Origin of the sequence: Variovorax sp. YR216, from assembly GCF_900107745.1 — a bacterium.
In the GTDB taxonomy this organism is placed as follows: domain Bacteria; phylum Pseudomonadota; class Gammaproteobacteria; order Burkholderiales; family Burkholderiaceae_C; genus Variovorax.
The window spans coordinates 79,650-101,894 of record NZ_FNRO01000016.1; the positions used below are offsets into that span (position 1 = coordinate 79,650).

The 22,245-nt window shown below is 66.3% G+C and carries 18 protein-coding genes and 1 pseudogene; 13 read left to right on the forward strand and 6 right to left on the reverse strand.

The genetic code is table 11. From position 1 onward, the window contains the following. Positions 1–13 precede the first annotated feature (13 nt). From BLW05_RS28025 to BLW05_RS28050, 6 genes are all read left to right on the forward strand, one after another. Entirely contained in the window at positions 14–2,323 is a 2,310-nt protein-coding gene (locus BLW05_RS28025) for an NADP-dependent malic enzyme (RefSeq protein WP_093166857.1), read from the forward strand. Between the two features lie 19 nt (positions 2,324–2,342). Beyond that, on the forward strand, positions 2,343–3,686 hold the full coding sequence (locus BLW05_RS28030) for a dicarboxylate/amino acid:cation symporter (protein WP_093166858.1): 1,344 nt from the start codon (positions 2,343–2,345) through the stop codon (positions 3,684–3,686). A gap of 9 nt (positions 3,687–3,695) precedes the next feature. Further along, positions 3,696–5,057, forward strand: a complete 1,362-nt coding sequence (locus BLW05_RS28035; protein WP_093166859.1) for an NAD(P)/FAD-dependent oxidoreductase — start codon at positions 3,696–3,698, stop codon at positions 5,055–5,057. 80 nt (positions 5,058–5,137) lie between these two features. Then, entirely contained in the window at positions 5,138–6,958 is a 1,821-nt protein-coding gene (locus BLW05_RS28040; protein WP_093166860.1) for a sensor histidine kinase, read from the forward strand. A 7-nt stretch (positions 6,959–6,965) separates the two neighbouring features. Next, positions 6,966–8,333, forward strand: coding sequence for a sigma-54-dependent transcriptional regulator (locus BLW05_RS28045; protein WP_093166861.1), 1,368 nt, complete (start codon positions 6,966–6,968; stop codon positions 8,331–8,333). A gap of 308 nt (positions 8,334–8,641) precedes the next feature. Beyond that, positions 8,642–8,965: a hypothetical protein gene (locus BLW05_RS28050; RefSeq protein WP_093166862.1), complete on the forward strand. Its 324-nt coding sequence runs from the start codon at positions 8,642–8,644 to the stop codon at positions 8,963–8,965. 37 nt (positions 8,966–9,002) lie between these two features. On the opposite strand, the gene BLW05_RS28055 is transcribed toward BLW05_RS28050, so the two are convergent. The 3 genes from BLW05_RS28055 to BLW05_RS36590 are packed head-to-tail and all read right to left on the reverse strand — an operon-like array spanning position 9,003 to position 9,715. Further along, the gene (locus tag BLW05_RS28055; protein WP_093166863.1) at positions 9,003–9,353 is read right to left on the reverse strand and encodes an HVO_A0114 family putative DNA-binding protein; all 351 of its coding nucleotides are present in this window, start codon (positions 9,351–9,353) and stop codon (positions 9,003–9,005) included. Further along, positions 9,350–9,544 (reverse strand): toxin-antitoxin system TumE family protein, encoded by a 195-nt coding sequence (locus BLW05_RS36585; protein WP_256330533.1) that lies wholly within the window; start codon positions 9,542–9,544, stop codon positions 9,350–9,352. Before BLW05_RS36585 ends, BLW05_RS28055 begins: the two co-directional genes overlap by 4 nt. A 12-nt stretch (positions 9,545–9,556) precedes the next feature. Further along, positions 9,557–9,715 (reverse strand): hypothetical protein, encoded by a 159-nt coding sequence (locus BLW05_RS36590; protein ID WP_256330534.1) that lies wholly within the window; start codon positions 9,713–9,715, stop codon positions 9,557–9,559. 517 nt (positions 9,716–10,232) lie between these two features. Here BLW05_RS36590 and BLW05_RS28065 point away from each other — a divergent pair. The 7 genes and pseudogenes from BLW05_RS28065 to BLW05_RS28095 all read left to right on the forward strand — a co-directional run. Continuing rightward, positions 10,233–11,276, forward strand: coding sequence for an ABC transporter substrate-binding protein (locus BLW05_RS28065; protein WP_256330535.1), 1,044 nt, complete (start codon positions 10,233–10,235; stop codon positions 11,274–11,276). Between the two features lie 9 nt (positions 11,277–11,285). Further along, positions 11,286–11,957: a response regulator gene (locus tag BLW05_RS28070; RefSeq protein WP_093166865.1), complete on the forward strand. Its 672-nt coding sequence runs from the start codon at positions 11,286–11,288 to the stop codon at positions 11,955–11,957. Further along, positions 11,954–13,369, forward strand: coding sequence for a sensor histidine kinase (locus BLW05_RS28075; RefSeq protein WP_093166866.1), 1,416 nt, complete (start codon positions 11,954–11,956; stop codon positions 13,367–13,369). Before BLW05_RS28070 ends, BLW05_RS28075 begins: the two co-directional genes overlap by 4 nt. Positions 13,370–13,500: 131 nt before the next feature. After that, a complete protein-coding gene (locus BLW05_RS28080; protein WP_093166867.1) occupies positions 13,501–14,790 on the forward strand; it encodes an ATP citrate lyase citrate-binding domain-containing protein in 1,290 nt (429 codons plus the stop codon). 11 nt (positions 14,791–14,801) lie between these two features. Continuing rightward, positions 14,802–17,525 carry a CoA-binding protein gene (locus BLW05_RS28085; protein WP_093166868.1) on the forward strand — a complete coding sequence of 908 codons (2,724 nt, stop codon included), beginning with the start codon at positions 14,802–14,804 and terminating at the stop codon, positions 17,523–17,525. A gap of 35 nt (positions 17,526–17,560) precedes the next feature. Continuing rightward, positions 17,561–18,916, forward strand: coding sequence for a 2-hydroxycarboxylate transporter family protein (locus BLW05_RS28090; protein WP_093166869.1), 1,356 nt, complete (start codon positions 17,561–17,563; stop codon positions 18,914–18,916). A 42-nt stretch (positions 18,917–18,958) separates the two neighbouring features. Continuing rightward, positions 18,959–19,141 (forward strand): annotated as a pseudogene (locus tag BLW05_RS28095) (IS6 family transposase); the annotation flags it as partial. A gap of 120 nt (positions 19,142–19,261) precedes the next feature. On the opposite strand, the gene BLW05_RS35590 reads toward BLW05_RS28095, so the two are convergent. From BLW05_RS35590 to BLW05_RS28105, 3 genes are all read right to left on the reverse strand, one after another. Beyond that, complete coding sequence (locus BLW05_RS35590; protein WP_143044940.1) at positions 19,262–19,465, reverse strand: hypothetical protein; 204 nt, start codon at positions 19,463–19,465, stop codon at positions 19,262–19,264. Between the two features lie 201 nt (positions 19,466–19,666). Next, positions 19,667–21,625: a sigma-54-dependent Fis family transcriptional regulator gene (locus tag BLW05_RS28100; protein WP_093166870.1), complete on the reverse strand. Its 1,959-nt coding sequence runs from the start codon at positions 21,623–21,625 to the stop codon at positions 19,667–19,669. 93 nt (positions 21,626–21,718) lie between these two features. Next, a complete protein-coding gene (locus BLW05_RS28105) occupies positions 21,719–22,225 on the reverse strand; it encodes an acetone carboxylase subunit gamma (RefSeq protein ID WP_093166871.1) in 507 nt (168 codons plus the stop codon). Positions 22,226–22,245: the final 20 nt, after the last annotated feature.

Genomic DNA, 22,245 nt, shown 5'->3' on the forward strand with positions numbered 1-22,245 from the left:
ACACGGAGACCCCATGTCCGACACCCTGCGCGAAGCCGCACTCGACTACCACCGCTATCCCACGCCCGGCAAGATCTCGGTGACCCCGACCAAGCCGATGGCCACGCAGCGCGATCTCGCGCTCGCGTATTCCCCCGGCGTGGCCGAAGCCTGCATGGAGATCGCGCGCGATCCGGCCGAGGCCATGAACCTCACCTCGCGCGCCAACCTGGTGGCCGTCATCACGAATGGCACGGCCGTGCTGGGCCTCGGAAACATCGGCCCGCTGGCGGGGAAGCCGGTCATGGAGGGCAAGGGCTGCCTGTTCAAGAAGTTCGCCGGCATCGACGTGTTCGACATCGAGCTCGACGAGAACGACCCCGATGCGCTCATCGACACCATCGCGCGCATGGAGCCCACCTTCGGCGGCATCAACCTCGAGGACATCAAGGCGCCCGAGTGCTTCTACATCGAGAAGAAGCTGCGCGAGCGCATGAAGATACCGGTCTTCCACGACGACCAGCACGGCACCGCCATCGTCGCGGCTGCGGCCATCCTCAATGCGCTCGAGCATGTCGGCAAGGACATCCGCGAGGTGAAGCTGGTGGCTTCGGGCGCCGGCGCCGCGGCACTGGCCTGCCTCGATCTGATCGTGAGCCTCGGCCTTCCGATGCGCAATATTCATGTGTCCGACAGCGCAGGCGTGGTCTATGCCGGCCGCAAGGAGCAGATGGACCCGAACAAGGCCCGGTATGCGCAGGACACCTCGGCGCGCAACCTGGCCGATGTGATCGGCGGCGCCGACATCTTCCTCGGCCTGTCAGCCGGTGGCGTGCTGCAGCCCGAGATGGTCAAGGAGATGGCGCGCGATCCGATCATCCTGGCCATGGCCAATCCGACACCGGAGATTCTTCCGGAAGACGCACTGGCCGTGCGTCCCGACGCCATCCTCGGCACCGGTCGGTCGGACTATCCGAACCAGGTCAACAACGTTCTGTGCTTTCCATTCATCTTCCGCGGCGCGCTCGACGTCGGCGCCACCACGATCAACGAGGAGATGAAGCTCGCAGCCGTGCGCGCCATCGCCGGGCTCGCGCATGCGGAAATTCCCGAGGTGGTGGCGCAGGCCTATGGCGCGGTTGGCCTGCGCTTCGGCCGCGACTACCTGATTCCCAAGCCCTTCGATCCGCGCCTGATCGAGGCGGTCGCGCCCGCGGTGGCGCAGGCCGCGGCCGACAGCGGCGTCGCGACACGGCCGATCGCCGACATGAAGGCCTACCGGCAGCGCCTGTCGCAGTTCGTCTATCAGTCCGGCAGCAGCATGCAGCCGCTGTTCGCCGCCGCCAAGCAGTCGCCCAAGCGCGTGGTCTACGCGGAGGGCGAGGACGAGCGCGTGCTGCGCGCTGCGCAGGTGGTCGTCGACGAGGGCCTGGCGCGCCCCTTGCTGCTGGGGCGGCCCGAGGTGATCGCCGAGCGCATCGCGCAGTACGGCTTGCGCCTCGTGCCGGGCACCGACTGCGAATGCGTCGACCCGCTCGACCCGGCGGTGTACGGCGATGCGGCCGAGTCCTACTACCAGCTCAAGCGCCGGGAAGGTGTCTCCCGGGTGGTCGCGCAGACCGAGATGCGCGGCCGCGGCACGCTGCTCGCCGCCATGTTGGTGCGCCATGGGCGGGCCGACGCCATGCTGTGCGGCACGCTGGGAGCCTACGGCGATCACCTGCGCCATGTGCGCGACGTGATCGACCTGCGTGCGGGCACAAAGACCATGGCGGCCATGCAGATGCTGATGCTGCCGGGACGACAGCTCTTCATCTGCGACACCCACGTCAACCGCGACCCGGACGCGACGCAGATCGCCGAGATCACCCTGCTGGCGGCCGAGGAGGTGCGCCGCTTCGGCGTGACGCCGAGCGTGGCGCTGCTGTCGCACTCGAACTTCGGCGGTTCCGACGCGGCTTCGGCCGTGAAGATGCGCGAGGCGCTCGCCCTCATCAAGGCGCGCGATCCGCAGCTCGCGGTCGAAGGCGAGATGCGCGGCGATGCGGCGCTGTCCAAGCCCATCCTCGACCACGAGTTCCCCGACTCCGCGCTGAGCACCGAGGCCAACCTGCTCGTCATGCCCAACGTCGACGCGGCCAACATTTCCTACAACCTGCTGCGCGTGGCCGCGGGCAACGGCATCACGGTGGGCGGCATCCTGCTGGGCGCGGCGCGCCCGGCGCACATCCTCACGCCGTCATCGACCGTGCGCCGCATCGTCAACATGACGGCGCTGGCGGTGGTCGATGCCAACTCGCAGCGCGGCGCGGCCCTCGCGAACCCCCGCGCCACCGGATTCTGAAAACTTCCAGGAGACCCCCATGGACCACCAACCCGTACCCAAGCCTTTCTACAAGTCCCTGTACTTCCAGGTCATCACCGCGATCGTCATCGGCGTCCTGCTGGGCCACTTCTACCCACAGACCGGCGCGGCGATGAAGCCGCTGGGCGACGGCTTCATCAAGCTGATCAAGATGATCATCGCGCCCATCATCTTCTGCACCGTGGTGGTGGGCATCGCCGGCATGGAGGACATGAAGAAGGTCGGCAAGACCGGCGGCCTGGCGCTGCTGTACTTCGAGATCGTCAGCAGCATCGCGCTCGTGGTGGGGCTGGTCATCATCAACATCGTGCGACCCGGCGCCGGGATGAACGTCGACGTGAGCCAGCTCGACACCAAGGCGATCGCCGCCTACACGGCGCCCGGGCAGATGCAGGGCACCGTCGACTTCCTGATGAACGTGATCCCGAGCACGGTGGTCGACGCGTTCGCCAAGGGCGAGATCCTGCAGGTGCTGCTGTTCGCCGTGATGTTCGGCTTCGCGCTGCACAAGTTCGGCGGCCGCGGCACGCTGGTCTTCGACTTCATCGAGAAGTTCTCCCACGTGCTGTTCGTCATCGTCGGCTACATCATGAAAGTGGCACCGATCGGCGCATTCGGGGCCATGGCGTTCACCATCGGCAAGTACGGCGTCGGCTCCCTGCTGCAACTGGGCCAGCTCATGGCGACCTTCTACGCCACCTGCCTGCTCTTCATCTTCGTCGTCCTCGGCGCCATCGCGCGGGCGCATGGCTTCAGCATCTGGAAGTTCATCAAGTACATCAAGGAAGAACTGCTGATCGTGCTGGGCACCTCTTCGAGCGAATCGGTGTTGCCGCGCATGATGGCCAAGCTCGAGAACCTGGGCGCGAGGAAGTCGGTGGTCGGCCTCGTGATCCCGACCGGCTATTCCTTCAACCTCGACGGCACCTCGATCTACCTGACCATGGCGGCCGTGTTCATCGCGCAGGCCACCAACACCGACATGACGCTGATGCAGCAGATCACGCTGCTTCTCGTGCTGCTGCTCACGTCCAAGGGCGCGGCCGGCGTGACCGGCAGCGGCTTCATCGTGCTGGCGGCCACCCTGTCGGCCGTGGGCCACGTGCCGGTGGCCGGTCTGGCACTGATCCTGGGCATCGACCGCTTCATGTCGGAAGCCCGCGCCTTGACCAACCTGATCGGCAACGGCGTCGCCACGGTCGTGGTCGCCAAATGGACCCACGACCTGGACACGGTGCGGATGAAGCAGGTCCTGGACAACGAGTCGCCTGTTGCGGCCGACGCACCCGAGGCCGTGCTGGACCAGGTCGACACGCACATGCCGGTGGCCCAACTGCGCTGAGCCGGCCCCATGCCTGCGAAGAGCGAAGCGCCGACCGCGGACGGCACCGCGCAGCGGCACCGCATCGTCATCGTCGGCGGCGGTGCAGGCGGCCTGGAGCTGGCCACGCGCCTGGGCGACACGCTGGGCAAGCGCGGCCAGGTAGAGATCACGCTGATCGACAAGAACCGCACCCACGTCTGGAAGCCCAAGCTGCACGAGATCGCCGCCGGCAGCATGGACATGAGCGCGCACGAGGTCGACTATCTCGCGCAGGCGCACTGGCACCGCTTCCGGTTCCGGCTCGGCGAGCTGACCGGCATCGACCGCGAGCGGCGCCAGGTGATCGTGGCGCCCTACCTGGACGACGAGGGCCGCCTGGTCACACCTGCGCGGTCCTTCGGCTACGACACGCTGGTCCTTGCCATCGGCAGCCTCAGCAACGACTTCGGGACGCGCGGCGTGCGCGAGCACGCCCTGCGGCTCGAATCGAAGGCGGACGCGCAGCGCTTTCACCGGCGCATGGTCAACGCCTGCATCCGGGCGCATGCGCAGGCCACGCCGCTGCGGCCCGAACAGTTGCACGTGGCGATCATTGGCGCGGGCGCCACGGGCGTGGAACTGGCGGCCGAACTGCATCGCACCACGCGTGAGGTGGTGGCCTACGGGCTGGACCGCGTGGATGCAGAGAAGGACATCCAGGTCAGCGTGATCGAGGCTGCCGACCGCGTGCTGCCCGCGCTGCCGCCGCGCATGTCGGCCGCCACCGAGGCACTGCTGCACGAGCTGGGCGTGGACGTGCTTACGTCCGCCAAGGTGGCCGAGGTGCTGCCCGACGGCGTGCGACTGGCCGACGGCCGCACGCTGCCCGCCGAGCTGGTGGTGTGGGCGGCCGGCGTGAAGGCCGCCGATTTCATGAAGGACATCGCCGGGCTCGAGACCAATCGAAGCAACCAGCTGGTTGTGCTGCCGACGCTGCAGACGACGCGCGATGCCGACATCTTCGCCATCGGCGACTGCGCGGCCTGCGACTGGCCCGAGGCCAATGGCGGCAAGGGCGGGCTGGTGCCGCCGCGCGCGCAGGCGGCGCACCAGCAGGCCTCGCACATCGCGGCGCAGATACGTCGGCGCATCGAGGGCAGGGCGCTCAAGCCCTACCGCTACCGCGACTTCGGCTCACTGGTCTCGCTCGGCGAATTCAGCACGGTGGGCAACATGATGGGCGGCCTGATCGGTGGCAGCCTGATGATCGAAGGGCTGTTCGCCCGGCTGATGTATGTCTCGCTCTACAAGATGCACGAGCTGGCCCTGCACGGCGTCGCCAAGGTGTCGTTGGACACGATCGCCCGCCTCATCACGCGGCGCACCGAACCCCACGTCAAGCTGCATTGAGCCTCTCGACCGATGATCCCCGCGATCGCCATGGGGCAGCCACCGATGCGGTGCCCGCGGCCATGTGCAATAAGGCCCGGATGACTTCACCGCAGCCGGTCCGACGCCTCGACCTGCCCGCGCAGACCCGGCGGCGCTGGCGTGGCGTGGCGCGCTGGTCAAGCGCGCTGGCGCTGGTGGCGCTGGCCGCGGCCGCCGGCCACTACCTGGCCATGCAGAACGGCCTGGCGCGCCTGCGCGAGGCCGCCGACCATCGGCTCGACATGCTGGCGACCGCGCTTGATGCCGACCTGGCCCGCTTCGAATACCTGCCGGCGCTGATGGAGATGACGCCGATCGTGCCGGCGCTGCTCGGTGCGCCGTCGGATGCGGGCCTGCGCGATGCGGTCAACCGCTACCTCGACGGCGTCAACGCCACGGCGGGCGCGGAGATGCTCTACGTGCTCGACGTCTCCGGGACGTCGCTTGCCGCGTCCGACTGGGACCGGCCCGGGACGACCGTCGGCCAGGACCTGTCGTTCCGGCCCTACGTCATCGAAGCGCTGCAACAGGGCAAGGGCCGCTTCTACGGGGTGGGCATCACCAGCCGCAAGCCCGGCTACTACCTCTCGTACGCGCTGCGTCGCGACCGGGCCGCGCGCGGCGTGGTGGCCGTCAAGGTCAACCTGGAGGAATCGGAGCGCGGCTGGCGCAAGCTGCCGGGCGACGTCGCGCTGGTGGACGAGCGCGGCGTGGTGATCCTCGCCACGCGCGAGGACATGAAGTTCCGTCCGCTGTGGCCGCTCGATGCGGCGCAGCGCACCGAGGTGCAGCGCTCGCGGCCCTACGGGGAGGCGAGCCTGCAGCCGCTGCAGTGGCGGCTCAAGGAGGTCCTGGCGCGCAACGTGCAGGTGATCTCGCTCGACGGCGTGGACCAGCTCGCCTCCACGCGCACGCTGCGCGGCGCGCCGTGGCAGCTCCTGGTGCTCGACCCGCTGGCGCCGGTGCGCGCGGGCGCGCGCTATGCGGCCATCACCGCGAGCCTGGCGATGGCGGTCCTGCTGCTGATCGCGGTGACGCTCCGGCAGCGACGTCGCGCGGTGCGGCAGAAGCTGGCCAGCCAGGCCGCGCTGCAGGCGGCACACGACTCCCTTGAATCCACGGTGGTCGCGCGTACCGCCGAACTGCGCGCGGCCCAGGGCGAGCTGGTGCATGCGGGCAAGATGGCGGCGCTCGGCCAGATCTCGGCCGGCGTCGTGCACGAGCTGAACCAGCCGCTCACGGCCATGCGCACCCTCTCGGAAAGCGCCGCCATCCTGCTCGACAAGAGCCGCTTCGACGACGTGCGCGGCAACCTGCAGCGCATCCGCGGCATGGTCGATCGACTGGCGCGCCTGACCTCGCAGCTCAAGACCTTCGCCCACAGGAGCGAGCTTCCGTTGTCGCCCGTGGCGCTGTCGCAGGCGCTGGCCGATGCGCAGCTCATCGTGTCCGAGGCCGCGAGGAGCCACGGGATCGTCATCCAGGTCGACGTGGCGCCTGCCGACCTGGCGGTCATGGCCGAGGAGGCTGCGCTGGGCAGCGTGCTCGTCAACCTGATGCGCAACGCCATCGATGCCATGCAGGCTTCGCCGCGGCGCACCCTGCGGCTGGAAGCACGGCCACGGGCGGGCCGCGTGATCCTGCGCGTGAGCGACACCGGGCCGGGCATTCCGCCGGACATCCTGCCGCGCCTGTTCGAGCCCTTCGTCACCAGCAAGCCCGCCGGGACCGGGCTGGGCCTGGGCCTCGTGATCTCGGCACAATCGGTGCGGGCCATGGACGGCACGCTGACTGCCGCGAACCTGCCCGAGGGCGGTGCCTGCTTCGTCGTCGACCTGCCGGCCGCCATGCAAGGCGTTCCTGTTGCGCAAGAGGAGTGATCCGCAAGTGAGCGAAACCGCTGCCATCCGCGTGCTGCTGGTCGAGGACGACGAAGACGTCCGGATCAGCACGACCCAGGTGCTGACCCTGGCCGGCTTCGAGGTCGATGCCTTCGCCAGCGTCGAGCGTGCGCGACCTCAGATCAGCTACGGCGTGCGTGCCATCGTGGTCTGCGACGTGCGCCTGCCGGGCGTCAGCGGCAACGAATGGCTGCTGGAGCTGCACGAGGCCGATCCGGAGTTGCCCGTCATCCTCGTCACCGGCCATGGCCACATCGCCATGGCCGTGCAGGCCATGCGCGAGGGCGCCTACGACTTCATCGAGAAGCCGTTCAGCTCCGAGCGGCTGGTGGCCACCGTGCGGCACGCGATGGAGCGGCGCCAGCTCACGCTGCAGGTGCGCGCGCTGCATGCCGCGCTGGAGAACTGGCAAGGCATCCAGGCGGCGCTGATCGGACGATCGATGCAGATGCAGCAGGTGCGCCGCACCGTGATGACGCTGGCCGGCACTTCGGCCGACGTGCTGATCTATGGCGAGACCGGCACCGGCAAGGAGCTCGTCGCGCGCTGCCTGCACGACCACAGCGAACGCCGGAGCCAGCATTTCGTGCCGCTCAACTGTGGCGGTCTGCCCGAGGCCCTGGCCGAGAGCGAGCTGTTCGGCCACGAGGCCGGCGCCTTCACCGGCGCCAACCGCGTGCGCGTGGGCAAGTTCGAATACGCCAACGGCGGCACGCTGTTCCTCGACGAGATCGAGAGCATGCCGATGGCGGTGCAGATCAAGCTGCTGCGCGCGTTGCAGGAGCGCTCGATCGAGCGCATCGGCTCCAACCGCGCCATTCCATTCGACTGCCGCGTCGTGGCCGCGAGCAAGGAAGACCTCAAGGAGATGAGCGACCGGCAGAAGTTCAGGGCCGACCTGTACTACCGGCTCGGTGTCGCCTTCATCGAACTGCCCCCGCTGCGCGAGCGGCGCGAGGACATCCCGCTGCTGTTCGAGCATTTCACGCTGCTGGCCGCCGCGCGCTACGAGCGCCCGGCGCCGATCCCGAGCGGCGCGCAGGTGGCCGACCTGATGGCCTACGCATGGCCCGGCAACGTGCGCGAGCTGCGCAACGTGGCCGACCGGTTCGTGCTGGGCCTCTTGGGCGAGCGCCTCACGCAGACCCGCCTCGGCGCCGAGGAAATGTCCCCCCTGCCGCGGGGACTGCCGCAGCAGGTCGAGGCCTTCGAGCGCGCGGTCATCGTCGAGGCCCTGCGCAGGCACCAGGGCGACCAGCCGGCCACGGCCAGTGCGCTGGCCATCGCGCGGCAGACGCTGCATGACAAGCTGCGCAAGCTGGGCATCGCCGCGGACGAATTCAAGTCGCAGTGAAAGGGACTGCCGCCGAGCAGCCCGTCCCCAACTGGGCGCTCAGCCCGGAATCGTCCCCGGCAGCAGGTGTCGGTTTCCCCTCAATCTGTCACTTCCGCTCTTTCATTCTGTCAGTGCCAGTTGAGGAGCGTGCTCTACCTACGGGGCATTGGTCGTGAGCATCTGCTCACTGACCCGGGTGGAGCGGAGTCCGGAATCAAGGCGGGTTTGGGCCTTTCAATTGGCACAACCTTGCATTTGACCGCTTCAATCTGTTACCAGGTTCGGACTCACCTGCGAGTCGATGGAGATGGGTCAGTTCCTGGCGCTTGCTGACGTTGTTGCCGTTGCCGCCAACCGGCTGGTGGCAATCGTTCGTGTTGAATCCGATGGCAGCGTCGTCGGTCGTGAGCTTCGGTCGCCTCCTGCCGCTGCTTCGGCCATCACCGTTCGGCGACAAGGAGATGATTCAGAAACTGATGGCGTTCAGCGGAGGACTCACCGGGAGGATCACGACCCTACTGGCTCAGGCGGCCGAGTTGGCGTTCCGAGAGAAGATCGAATCCATCAGCCTGGAGCTGCTCGAGCGCGCGGCCGGGGCAGGGGTCTTCAAACTGCCCGTAGAAGAAGAGCCCGATGAAGCCAATGCGTGAGTGAATTGGCTAGCCCAAACCCCGTCGGCGGCAACACCTATGCGGCGACGATACGGAACTCGGTGGCCTTGGCGACGGGACGCACGATGTTGCGCTCGCGCTTGAGATCGACGATGCCGTAGTTGGACATGGTCTTGAGCGTACGCGACAAGTTGCCCGGCTTACGCCCCGTGGCTTGGGCCAGCGCCGAGATCGATTCGGGTGCCGTCTCGGCGATGACATGCAGCAAGGCACGGTTGTCGTCGCTCAACACTTCGGCCAACGACTTCATCGAGGTGAACCAGATCTTCGGCTCGCTCGACTTGGGCTTGTAGTCGCCGCGTGCGATGGCCAGCACGCGCTGACGAATCTTCTCTTGGGGCATGATGCCGATCACGATGAATTTCATGGCTTGCTTACCTCCTGCAGGACGCGATCCACGTCCGCGAAAAAGTCTTCCAACAACTGCTGCGCGTCCTTGAATTCGTAAGGCACACCCTTGTCCGAGACATGCCGGTGCTTGTGGTCGAACGCCAAGATTCGACCCGCGTACTTGAACTTCTTGGGTGGCTTGACGGCATGGGCATTGTCGTAACCCAAGATGCGGTTGCCCTACGGTTCGTGCAGCGTGAGCGAGTACCGGATGCCGTGAGGAATCTGCTTGGACACCTCGACGCGCCATGCCTCCAGCTTGATCCAGTAGCCGCTCCCTTGATCGAGGACCGATTCATGGAGGTCAAGCAGCGTGTCGATGGCGGCATCGCGTTTCATGTCTAACTATATCATCAGATGATACTATGTGCCAGGTTGGCCGTTCGGGTGCCAGACCACGGTCTCCGGCAGCGCCGTCCCGCCGTCGTGCGATCGTGCGATCGTGCGATCGCAGGCGACCACGGTCTCCGGCAGCGCCGTCCCGCCGTCGTGCGATCGTGCGATCGTGCGATCGCAGGCGAAGCGGATGGTGATGTGGCGCCATCTGTTCAGGGCTAGCCGGCGGATCTCAATCGCCTGTCGCAGGCACTGGCTTGGCCGCTGGTAACCACGCGGCGGCTAGGCCCTTGTCACCATGCCGGCTCCGTACTTGGATGAAGGTCTGTAGATCTCTTCATAGGATGTCGTACTGGCGAGGAGTCAGATATAGCCTTTGCCCGGGTTCGAGAGGGCAAGTCAAGCCCCCTCACATGCGCAGGCGCCCTGATCCTCACTTGGTTCATTAGGGTGTTCCAGATGGAAGCCCGTTGTCGAGCGTGCTGTACTGACGTGCTGCGGCAACTCGACGATCTTTCGCATGGACCCAACGACGAGACATTCGCGCCTCTACCGAATGCGAGTTCGATCCTCGGCCAAGCTGCTGTTGGTGGCAAGCGCATGGCTAATCGCCTGTTGTCTCCCAGAGCAAGCCGGCGCGGAAGTCCTGCGCCTGGTCGTCGGAGGAATCGACAAGCAGATCTACCTGCCCGCAGTCCTGGCACAGCGCCTCGGCTATTTCTCCGAGCAAGGCCTGGAGGTGGAATTGCAGAACGACACCTCAGGTGTGCGCGCTGAGGACAAGCTCCTCGCAGGCGCCGTGCAGGGCGTAGTGGGTTTCTACGACCACACGATTGTGCTGCAGGCCAAGGGCAAGTTCGTCCGCTCGGTCGTTCAGTTCAGCCGCGCGCCGGGAGAGGCCCTCGTCAGCAGTTCGAAGCTCCCGCCGCTCGGTTCCCCAGCAGCCCTCGCCGGCCGCACCTTGGGAGTGGCAGGACTCGGCTCGTCGACGCAACTGTTGACGCAGTACTTTGGCCTCATCAACGGCGTCAAGATCAGCCAGATGAATTTCATCACCTTCGAATCGTCATCGGCCTTTGTCGAGGGGATGAGGCACGGCCGCATCGATGCAGGCATGACCACGGAGCCCGCCATCTCGAGCCTGGTCGCGGCAGGGCAGGCGCACCTGATGATCGACCTGCGCACACCCGCGTCGTCGGTCGCCGCGATCGGTGGCAACTATCCCGGCGCCTGTCTGTACCTGTCCGCGCTGTGGATCGACACGCATCGCGACCAGACGCAACGCCTCGTCAATGCGTTCGTGAAGGCCCTGCGGTACATCGACGCGCATTCCGCAGAGGAGATCGCCGCCTTGCTGCCGGCCAGTGTTGTCGGCGCTGACCGGAAGATCTACGTCTCGGCGCTGGCAGCCAGCAAGTCGATGTTCATTTCGGACGGAGTCATGCCGCCGGACGGTCCGCCGACGGTGCTCAAGGTGCTGAATGTGACGAGCCAGTCGGTGCGCGGGAAGGCGGTCGACCTGGCACGCACCTATACCAACGACTACGTCACCGGTGTGCGCTGAGGAGGGGTCATGCGAATCCTTTTCGTGGAAGACAACAAGTCGCTCGGCGAATGGCTCGCGCGCACCTTGCGCAAGGCCCAGTACATCGTGGACTGGATCGACAACGGGGCCGCGGCCGACGGCATCCTGCGCACCGAGACCTACGATCTCGTGATCCTCGACCTGGCGTTGCCAGAACTCGACGGCGCCGAGGTGTTGCGCCGGCTGCGCGCACGTGGCGACCGCACGCCCGTGCTCGTCCTGACGGCCGACAACCGGCTCCAGAGCCGCGTCGCCGAGCTGGACAGCGGCGCCGACGACTACGTGGCCAAGCCTTTCGACGTGGAGGAACTCGAAGCGCGCATACGCGTGCTGCTGCGCCGCTCGTCGAAGCTGGCGAATCCGCTGGTCACCTGCGGCGACCTCGTGCTGGACACCAATACCCGCAACTTCGCGCTGGCCGGCAAGCCCCTTTCGCTCACGCCACGTGAGCGCGCCGTGCTCGAAGTGCTGGCCATGAAGATGAGCACCACCGTGGCCAAGGCGGCACTCGCGCAGAGCCTGTTCTCGATGGACGAAGAGATCTCCGGCGACGCCATCGAGATCTACGTACACCGTCTGCGAAAGAAGCTCGAGTCGAGCAACGCGACGATCGTCACGCTGCGGGGCCTCGGCTACATGCTCGCGCCGCGCAGCCGATGAAGCTCAGCCTGCGTGCCAGCCTGCTTGCCTGGGTCATGCTGCCCCTGGCCGGCGCGGTGGCGGTCGATGCATGGATCAGCCACCGCGAAGCCCGACGCACAGCTGTCGCGGTGCAAGACCGTCTGCTGCTGGGCTCGGCGCGCATCGTCGCGGAGCAGGTGCACATCGAAGGCGACAGCTTCAGGGAGCACATTCCCCCCGCGGCGCTGGAGCTGTTCGAGGCTCGCGATGTGGACCAGATCCTCTACCGTGTCACCGGCTCCAACGGACGCCTCATCACGGGCTATGCCGAGCTCGGGCTGCCGACGAGCTTGCTGCAGCCGGAGGTTCCCTATTTTTTCAACGCGTCGGTGCGGGGCCAGCCCGTGCGCGTGGTCGCCTATTCGCAACCTGTGGTCGGGGCCCAGGACATCGAGGCGGTCACCGTCGAGATCGCGCAGACCCTGAACGGCCGCGATGCCTTGACCACAGACCTCTGGTCGCACGCGATCCTGCAGCAAGCGGTGATCCTGACGATGACGTCGGCGCTCATCCTGCTCGGCCTGCGCCAGGGACTGAAGCCGCTATTGCGCCTGCGAGATGCCGTGCTCGCGCGTGCGCCCGGCGAACTGCAACCGCTCGCGCTGACCGATCTCTCTGTCGAGCTCTCCCCATTGGTGGTTGCCATCAACGACTATGCGGGCCGACTGGAGCGGTTCGCCGAAGCCCAACGTGTGTTCATCCAGAACGCCTCGCACCAGCTGCGCACGCCGTTGACGGTCATCACGACGCAGCTCAGCTACGCGTTGCGTGAAGACGATCCCAAGGCCAAGACCGAATCGCTCGAGGCATTGCGCGACACCGTCCAGCAGGCCACGCGCCTCGTCAACCAACTGCTGACGCTCTCCACCGCCGAGGCGGACGAGCAGGGGATGCTCCCCAGGTCCGTCATCGCGCTGGACGCCGTGGTCCGACGGGTCCACGAGGACCTGGCCGGTCATGCGCAAGCGCGGAACATCGATCTGGGTTTCGAGTCCTCGGCCGATGCAAGCTCGGACGTGCTTGGCCATCCTTTGGCCGTACGCGAAGTCGTGGTCAACCTGGTCGACAACGCGATCCGCTACACCCGGCCGGGCGGAATCGTCACGACGCGCCTGCAAGCGCGCGGGCCGCAACTCGTGCTGACCGTGGAAGACAACGGCCCCGGAATCCCTGAGGCGCTGCGCGGTCGGGTGTTCGAGCGCTTCTATCGCATCCACGATGGCGATTCCGGCGGAAGCGGGTTGGGGCTTCCGATCGTGCAGGAGTTCGTTGCACGCATGGGCGCGAGGCTGGAAATGCGAACGCCGGCGGGCGGCATCGGTCTCGCGGTCGACGTGATCTTCGACACGCCCGTCCAGCCGACGCCTGGAGAGGCGTCGCGCGCTGTCTAGGATATACGGGTATACCCTCGGCCGGCTCGGCAAAGCTGAAAGCAGGCAGAAAGCTGCCGCTTTCTAACCTATCGGTGTCCGGTGGCACTTCGATGCCACCCCTGGTTTCGACACCGAAAGGAGACATTTCCATGCAGATAACCGGTATGTTGCACGGCGCACGCCTGCTCGAGTTCGTGGGCTTCCCTGCCACCGAGGTCCTCGGCCCCGGGGCGAGCGAGGAAGAGATCAAGGCGCTCATCGACAAGTACGGCCTGATCTTCATCAAGCCCGTGTTCAAGGGCGGCATCGGAAAGAAGGGCAAGGCGGGCCTGCTGGGTCGGGCCAAGGACCTGCAGACCGCACTAGCAGAGAAGGAGCGGCTCTACTTCGCCGAGCACGCGGTAGGCAACGTCAAGGCCAAGGCCAACGGCGTGACCTTCGAGGCGGGGGTTCCGGCCGAGCACGAGGTCTATTTCTCGATCAGCGATTCGACGCACTTCCGCGCCCCCACCATGACGCTCACGCACATGGGCGGCATGGACATCGAGGAGATCGACAAGAAGCATGTGGCGCAGGTGCCCTTCGATCCGCTCACGGGTCTCAAGGCCTTCGTCGTGGCCAATGCGCTGACCGAGATCGGTGCACCCAAGGAAATCATCTCGCCGCTGGTGCAGCAATTGCCGAAGCTGTGGGAGCTGTTCCACAACTTCGGCATGACCACGTTGGAGCTCAACCCCATCCGCATGCGCCAGGACAAGAAGGGCCGACTGACGCCTGTGGCCTGCGACTTCAAGTGCGGGTTCGACCGCGATGACCCGCGCTGGCTGCGGCTCAATCTGCCGCCGCATCTGTTCGCCGCCGACTACTCCAACTTCGAGCAGGAGATCAACACGCTGCGCACGCACCAGGGGCAAAGCGATGTGTACGTCATCAATGACCAGGGCACCGTGCTGGCGCCAACGTTCGGCGGCGGCGCCAACTCGCTGGTCACCGAGATGCTGGGCGACGCGGCCATCATCAGCTCCGACTTCGGCGGCAATCCGCCCTACGAGAAGATGAAGGAAGTGGCGCGCATCTGCTTCAAGCACTGGCTCAAGCAGGCCAACGTGCTTTTCATCATCGGCGGCAAGAGCAACAACACCGACATTTTCGAGACCCTGCGCGCGATGGCTGATGCGCTGCGCGAGCACTTCAGCGCGCATGGGCCGACACCGCTGTACGTGGTGGTGGGCCGCGGCGGGCCGAACCTGGTGCGCGGCATGGGCGCGCTGCGCGACACCTGCGACGCCCTGGGCCTGCCGTATCGCCTGTTCGGCTTCGATTCCGACATGAGCGAGGTGATCCAGTACGCCAAAAAGGTGGACCACTGGATGCGCGGAGACGGACGTGCGCAAGTCGCGCAACGCCTGGGAATCGAACCTGCCGTCGCGGCAGCCTGAGGAGAAGACACATGCCAAGCACTTTTCAACGTCCGAGCGTGGGCGATTTCAAGTACCACGTCGGCATCAGCTCGCTCACGCAGGTCGCCTCGCGCGACGATCGTGTGTGCGTGCTCAACATCCTCGGTGGCGAATCGAGCGACGTCACACCTGTGAGCCATGTGTACTCGGGCGGCAATGTCGTATGCGGCACGGCGCCGGGCAAAGGCGGCGCGGTGCTGGAGACCGCCATCGGCAACATCCCGGTCTACAACAACGTGCGCGACGCGCTCGCCGCGGGCCATCGCTTCAACTGCGGCGTGGTGTACCTGCCGCCTTCGGCTGCGCGCGACGGCGTGGCCGAACTGATCCGCGTCAATCCGGACCTGCGCAAGATCTTCATCATCACCGAAAAGATCTCGGTGCATGATGCGCGGGAGATCCGCGCCATGGGGCAGCAGAACGGCATCGACATCTTCGGCGCCAACGGGCTGGGCGTCGCCGACTCGTGGAACCAGGTGCGAATCGGCGGCGCGCTTGGTGGCGACAAGCCCGGCGATTCGCTGCGCCCGGGCTCCATCGCGATCTTCTCCAACTCCGGCGGCTTCTCCACCACCATCGCACAGTACCTGCGCATGGGCGGGTGGGGCACCACCACCGTGATCTCGTCGGGCAAGGACGTCTATATCCACTACGCGGCGCCCGAGTTCGCGTTTGCGCTGGCCAATGACGCGCGCAGCAAGGCGGCAGTGTTGTACTGCGAGCCGGGTGGCTACTACGAGTACGACGCGACCTTCACCAAGCCGGTCGTGGCCTGCGTGGTCGGGCGCTGGAAGAGCAAGCTCACGCGCGCCGTGGGCCACGCCGGCGCGATGGCAGGCGGCTCGGACGATGCGCTGGCCAAGGAACGCTGGTTCATGGAGAAGTTCGGCGTCGACGCGATCTTCACGCCCGAGCAGCCGGTGTTCTCGGCCAAGGGGGCGGTGGTCACCAACATTGCGCACATTCCCGCCGCGCTCACGGCCGTCATGCGTGCCAACGCGACGATGCCCGACTTCGCGGCCGAGGGAAACCTCGCGCTCAAGCCCTGGTTCGGTTCCGACGAGGGCCTGGCGCTGCCCGACGAGCTGCGGCTGCCGGTGGTGGAGGCGCTCGCGCCCTACAACGAGCAGGTGGCATTGCTGAACACGCAGATCGGCGGCGTGGTGCCGCGCCAGCCGATGAAGGACGCCTCGGGCGCCTCGCAGATGGATGCGAAGACACAGGTCAGCAGCCTTCACGGCACCAGCATGCTGCATGCCGCGACGCTGTCGCTGGAGTCGAACATCGCGCTGGCGCTGGTGCACGATGCGGGCGGAGAGAACGACCGCAAGCTGATCGCGCCCGCGGTGGCTTCTTTCATCAACCTGCATGGCCGGCCCGAACTGGCCGCCGCCCAGGCGAGCCGTGAAGCGGGCAATGCGCCCAATGCGGTTCTGGCCGCGGCGGCGGCGATCGTCGGGCCGCGCCGCCAGCAGGCCGCGCGCGGGGTGCTCAAGTTCATGCTCGAGCGCTTCCATGCCGCGGGGCTCGGCACGGAGTTCGGCGCCTCCCTAAGCGACAGCTTCGACGTCGGCCTGGTCGATGCGGGCGGCCAGGCGGGCCTGACGGCGGCCGCGCCCGATGCGCGAGCCGACGCACTGCTGGCCGGCGTGCAGGCGCGGGGCGCTCGCTCGGTGTTCCTGCGCTGGCTTCGCAGCCTGCCGGGACATCCGACCGAGGCCGCCGTACTGGCCGCGATCAGCGCCACGCTGGCGTGGGGGCCGCTCGGCCGCAAGCGCATCTCGCGCGCCACGGCGGAGAACTTCCCCTGGTGGCTGCAGCTGTTCGGCACGCTCATCGGGGCCTCGGCCGATGTGTCGAGGCACGCGCCGGACCGTTTCAGCGGCATCGAGCCGGAGCAGATGCTCGGACACCTGAAGCTCGGCGAGATCGCCTTCGCCGCCCTGCTGGGGCGCATCCCGGGGGAAGATGACCTGTTCGCCTTCCAGACCCTGGTCGGCCTGCTCCTGACCAACGGCCCCGGCGCGATCTCCGCGCAGGGCGCCAAGGGCGCGGTGTCGGCCGATGGGCCCGAGCAACCCGAGCGCGTGCAGCTCAACAAGACGCTGATCGGCTTCCTGACCCACACCGGCTATGCGCACGGCGGCAACGGCTACGAGGGCATCGCCTATCTCGTCGAGCAGTTCAAGGACACCGGCCTTAAAGACCCCGGCCGCCCCGACCACGGCGTGGACCTCCAAGCCCTGGCTGCGAAGGCGGTCGAGCGCTACGCGCAGTACAAGCAGCAGAAGAAGACCGCCGGCAGCCTGGACATCGCCAAGCTGCCGGGCGTGAACCACCCGGTGTTCAAGGACAGGCCGGTGAATCACGACCCGCGCGAAGTGTTCATCGCGAGGCTGTTCGAGGAGCGCGGCGATTCCAACGTGTTCCACGCCTTCTACCGCGCGCTGGTGCAGCAGTTGTTCGACGCGGGTGTCTCGCGCAACGTCTACTGCGTGAACATCGATGCGGTGATCGCCGCGCTGCTCCTCAAGATGCTCTGGAAGCCGCTGCAGGCCGGTGAGATCGGCGAGGCCGACCTGGAAACCGCGGCCTTCACCATCTTCCTCTACCCGCGCATGCTCGGCTGCGCCGCCGAGATCGACGATCACCTGAACCGCGGCCGCAACATGGACACGCGCACGGCGGCATCGATTTGCAGGTTCGTTGCCTGAAACCTAAAACTCATTCAAAGACACAAGGAGACATCATGAGCACCACTTCGGCTGTCCAGAGCGTTCGACCCGACGACGAGCCATCCAAGAAGCAGGGCTTCTGGCCGCAGGGCTGGTGGAAACTGATGGAGATCCGCATCGGCATCCTTCCGCTGCCCGTCTATGTGCTGGCGGGCCTGCTGATCGCGGGGTTCGTCGCGAGCGGCAAGCTGCCGGGGGAGATCTCGCTGGCCATCGTGATGTTCGCGTTCTTCGGCTTCACTTTCGCGGAGATCGGCAAGCGGCTGCCGGTGCTGCGCAGCATCGGCGCGGCCGCCATCTTCGCGACCTTCATTCCGTCCGCGATGGTGTACTACCACCTGCTGCCGGCCGACGTGATCAAGGTGACGATGGACTTCACCAAGCAGACCAATTTCCTCTACCTGTTCATCGCCTCGATCATCGTCGGCAGCATCCTGGGCATGGACCGTCATGTGCTGATCAAGGGCTTCCTGAAGATCTTCGTTCCGCTCGCGGCCGGCACCGTGGCGGCTGGTGCCGTCGGTACGCTGGTGGGCACCTTGCTCGGCCTGGGTGCGTATCACACCTTCTTTTTCATCGTCGTGCCGATCATGGCCGGTGGTGTGGGCGAAGGCGCGATTCCGCTGTCGATCGGCTACGCCGAGATCCTGCACCAGGACCAGGGCACCTTATTCGCGACCGTGCTGCCGCCGGTGATGCTGGGCAGCCTGACCGCCATCATCCTCGCCGGCACCCTCAACTACGTCGGCAAGAAGATGCCGCATCTCACCGGCGAGGGCCGCCTGCAGCCGGGCGAGCACGAAGACATGGACCCGCGGCAGGAAGAGATCACCGGCCACATGGACGTGACGCACATCGCGGCCGCCGGGATCACGGCGCTCGTGCTCTACCTGCTGGGCATCATGTGCTCACGGCTGTTCGGCCTGCCCGCGCCGGTGGCGATGCTGTTCCTGGCGGTGATCGTGAAACTGACGCAGGCCGTCTCGCCGCAACTGCAAAGCGGCGCGCACGTGGTCTACAAGTTCTTCTCGACGGCCGTGACCTATCCGCTGCTGTTCGCGATCGGAGTCTCGCTCACGCCCTGGGACAAGCTGATGGCCGCCTTCACGCTGCCCAACCTCATCACCATCGTCTCGACGGTCGCGACGCTGATGGCCACTGGCGCCATCGTGGGTCGCTGGCTCAACATGTACCCCATCGAGGCCGCGATCGTGAACGCATGCCACAGCGGTCAAGGCGGCACCGGCGACGTCGCCATCCTGACCGCCGCGAATCGCATGACCCTCATGCCTTTCGCGCAGATTGCCACGCGCATCGGCGGGGCCGTGACTGTGACCATCGTGTTGATCGTTCTGGCGCGCATCGCTTGAGCACTGGATCTGTCGCAATAGCGGTGTCGGCGAGAATTGGTGATGGTCCCGCTGCACCTCCAACTCGAAGCGTCGACGCTGCGCAAGGTGCTCAAGCGGCTGCACTATCCGCTTGAGGTCATCCTGGTGTGCGTGCGCTGGTATGCGGCTTACCCGTTGAGTCTGCGCAACCTGGAGGAGATGATGGCCGAGCGCGGGGTGATGGTCGATCACGCCACCGTGCACTGCCGTGAAGAATAGTAAAGACGTTCCATCTGCTTGAGGCATCGGGAGACGAACCCGAGGAAGAGCTTCCGTCGCCCGCTCTGAGTCAAGCGCGCCGTTCGCTTGCCTCATCAACGTAGGTCAGAACACCCGTCCGGATGGTAATTCCATTGGGGCGCAGCGTTCACGCTTGGCCATGACCGTCGCCTGCGATTCAAGGCTCTCGAGCAGACGATCAAGCGTGTCGACATCGTTGGGGTCGAGCCTTGACATCAGTTCGTTGTTGAAAGGCCCATCAGTGCCAATTGAAAGATCAGAAGTGACAGATTGAAGGGAAACCGACACCTGCCTATTCGATAACCAGGTTCGAGTTGATAACCGTGTCGCGCCACTGCCTGCGCCGGGCTCGGCGCGTGCGTCAGGCAGGCGCGCACATGCGGGCGACTTCGATCCTCGGCTTTCTTCTTTGGTTGTGGCGGCCGGAAGCGCAATGCATCATCTTTCGCCCCCAGTTGCCGTTGAGCTGCTCACCTCATCCAAGATCGGCTATCGCGAGATCCCGTACCGTTGCATCTTGGCGTACAGCGTGCTCTTGGCGATTTGCAGCCGGCGTGCGGCCGAGGTGAGATTGCCGTCGCTGGCGCCGATGGCTCGCCGAATGAGGACTTCTTCCCCTTCTGCCATGCTGGACACCATATCGCCGGTGCCGCCAAGTACGGGCGTGGCGGCACCGAGGCATTCCAGGAACTCGGCAGGCAGTTTGTCGCGCGTCAGGTTTGGGCCGTCGCACAGCAGCACCGCGCCCTCGATCAGGTTGCGAAGCTCGCGTACGTTGCCCGGCCATGCGTAGGCTTGCAGGGCCCGCAGCGCATCGACGGCGATTTCCGTGGGGCCGGAGCCCTGTTCGCTGCGGAATCGCTCCAGGAAGAAGCGTGCGAGCAACTCGACATCTCCCGGTCGCTCCCGCAGCGGCGGTATGCGAAGGCTGGTCACCGCGATCCGATAGAAGAGATCCATGCGGAAGCGGCCGGCCGCGATCTCCTGGCGCAAGTCGCGATGTGTCGCGGCGACCAGCCGGAAGCTCACGCGGCGCGGCGCGTTCTCTCCAAGCCGATAGATCTCGCCCTGTTCGAGCACGCGAAGGAGATTGGGCTGCATGTCCAGTGGCATCTCGCCGATCTCGTCGAGAAACAGGGTGCCCCCGTTGGCGGCCTCGATCTTGCCGATCATCCCGCCCTTGCGGGCGCCGGTGAACGCGCCGTCGGCATAACCGAACAACTCGCTGGCCAGCAGTTCGCGTGAGAGTCCTCCGCAGTTGAGTGCAACGTACGGTCCGCCGCTGCCGCCGTGGATGCCGCGGGCGAACACTTCCTTCCCCACGCCAGTTTCCCCGAGCAGCAGCACCGGCGTGCGGGTCCGCGCGAGTTGACGGGCCTTTGCAATCGCATCGCGCAGGCCTCGATCGTCCGTGACAATGCCGGCGAAGCTGTCGGAATCGCCGCCCGTGCGGGTTGCCGACGCGGGCGCGATGCGATGGCCCACTGCCTGCCGCCGCGGGACGATCAGCAGCGTACCGAGGTGTTCGCCCTTGACCACCAGAGGCTCCAGCCACTCCGTTTGGACCCACGGCGGAAGCATGCCTTGCGCAGGTCGGCCCAGGCGTCCGGCCGCGAACTCCGGCATGCGCCGGCCGCTCGCGAGATCGATGCCGCCACCGGCCGCGTCGATCGCCAATGCCGCATGCTCGTTTGCCTTGATCGGATTGCCGCGCCGGTCGAACAGCACCACGCCGTCGTTGCAGGTCAGTCTCCCCATCGCGTGTTCGAGCAAGCGATAACGGCGCTCCATTTCGCTCGCCGCCAAACGGGTTTCGATGCGGCTGGCTGCCGTGACGACCAGTGCGAGCGTATGCCGGTTGTAGGTCTGAGACAGGCCGGATACATCCAGCACGCCGACAACCTCGCCGTCGAGTGGATGGCGCAGCACGGTTGCCGAGCAGGTCCAACGCTTGATGCCCTCGCAGAAGTGCTCGGCGCTGTGGATCTGCACCGGCTGCCCGACGGCGAGCGCGGTGCCGATCGCGTTGGTGCCGCAGATGCCCTCGGACCAGGTGACGCCGGGCATCAGGTGAATGGTCTCGGCCGAGTCGATCGCGGGCATGTCGCCCTCGGTACTGAGAATTGTGCAGCGCGTATCGGCCAAAGCCATCAGCGTGCCAGTTTCAGCAAGGAAGTCGCGTGCGCAGGCCATGACGGGTGCGCTCGCTTCGAGCAGCTCGCGTTGGCGTTCGCGAAGCAGGTAGAGATCGCCATCGGACAGCGGTAGCGGACCGCTGCGGGCACGAGGGTCGACCTGCGCCTCGAGGCAACGCTGCCATGAGGCGTCCACCAGGGTACGCAGCGCCTCGGCGGGTCGCTCGTCGCCGGTCAGGAATGAGGCCCATGCTGCCATCACCGTGGCCTCGTCGCGCGGGTTCGAGAACAAATCCTGGCCGCTGGACGTCATGCTGGTCTCCAATGGCCGTGTGACCCGGCCTGTGCTCATCATCATAGAGCAGGGGCGGCGCCATGCACCGCCCCGTGACTCAGCGCCGCAGCTTCAGTTCGCGCGTGCCGGAAGCGGCAGCTTCACCCAATCCTTGTAGAAAGCCTCGATGTCCGGCTCGAAGTCGTGGATCACCGGGTACCAGGGCGTCGGGGCCTCGACGTCATGCATGGCCCCGCAGGTCGGGCAGTAGTACTCGCGATAGACCTGCCACTGGGTATCCGGTGCCATCAGCTTGGGATACACCTCGGTCATCGCCTCCTCGGTGTCGCGCACGTAGATGCTGGCGTGCAGCTTCCAGTTGTCGCGGTAGTCGCAGAAGACGTGGCCGCAATCGCACTGCGTCACCCATTGCAAGGTACTGGCCGATTGCACGATATAGAGGTGCGGGCCGAGCGGCAGGATGATGCGGTCCTTGAAGCCGACCCGGGCTTGCAAGGCGGCGAGGTACTGCTCGAAGCGGCCGTGGTCCTTGGGCATGGAGAGCATGCGGAAGGTGGTTTCCCAGTCGAGGGAACCGTCGACCAGATGCGCGACCTGTTCGTTGGTGTAGTTGGACATTTCGTGACTCCTTGATGGCG

Coding starts and splice junctions, on each gene's coding strand:
- BLW05_RS28025 (WP_093166857.1), top strand. CDS start 14: ATGTCCGACACCCTGCGCGAAGCCGCACTCGACTACCACCGCTATCCC.
- BLW05_RS28030 (WP_093166858.1), top strand. CDS start 2,343: ATGGACCACCAACCCGTACCCAAGCCTTTCTACAAGTCCCTGTACTTC.
- BLW05_RS28035 (WP_093166859.1), top strand. CDS start 3,696: ATGCCTGCGAAGAGCGAAGCGCCGACCGCGGACGGCACCGCGCAGCGG.
- BLW05_RS28040 (WP_093166860.1), top strand. CDS start 5,138: ATGACTTCACCGCAGCCGGTCCGACGCCTCGACCTGCCCGCGCAGACC.
- BLW05_RS28055 (WP_093166863.1), bottom strand. CDS start 9,353: ATGAAATTCATCGTGATCGGCATCATGCCCCAAGAGAAGATTCGTCAG.
- BLW05_RS36590 (WP_256330534.1), bottom strand. CDS start 9,715: ATGAAACGCGATGCCGCCATCGACACGCTGCTTGACCTCCATGAATCG.
- BLW05_RS28065 (WP_256330535.1), top strand. CDS start 10,233: ATGGACCCAACGACGAGACATTCGCGCCTCTACCGAATGCGAGTTCGA.
- BLW05_RS28070 (WP_093166865.1), top strand. CDS start 11,286: ATGCGAATCCTTTTCGTGGAAGACAACAAGTCGCTCGGCGAATGGCTC.
- BLW05_RS28075 (WP_093166866.1), top strand. CDS start 11,954: ATGAAGCTCAGCCTGCGTGCCAGCCTGCTTGCCTGGGTCATGCTGCCC.
- BLW05_RS28080 (WP_093166867.1), top strand. CDS start 13,501: ATGCAGATAACCGGTATGTTGCACGGCGCACGCCTGCTCGAGTTCGTG.
- BLW05_RS28085 (WP_093166868.1), top strand. CDS start 14,802: ATGCCAAGCACTTTTCAACGTCCGAGCGTGGGCGATTTCAAGTACCAC.
- BLW05_RS28090 (WP_093166869.1), top strand. CDS start 17,561: ATGAGCACCACTTCGGCTGTCCAGAGCGTTCGACCCGACGACGAGCCA.
- BLW05_RS28100 (WP_093166870.1), bottom strand. CDS start 21,625: ATGACGTCCAGCGGCCAGGATTTGTTCTCGAACCCGCGCGACGAGGCC.
- BLW05_RS28105 (WP_093166871.1), bottom strand. CDS start 22,225: ATGTCCAACTACACCAACGAACAGGTCGCGCATCTGGTCGACGGTTCC.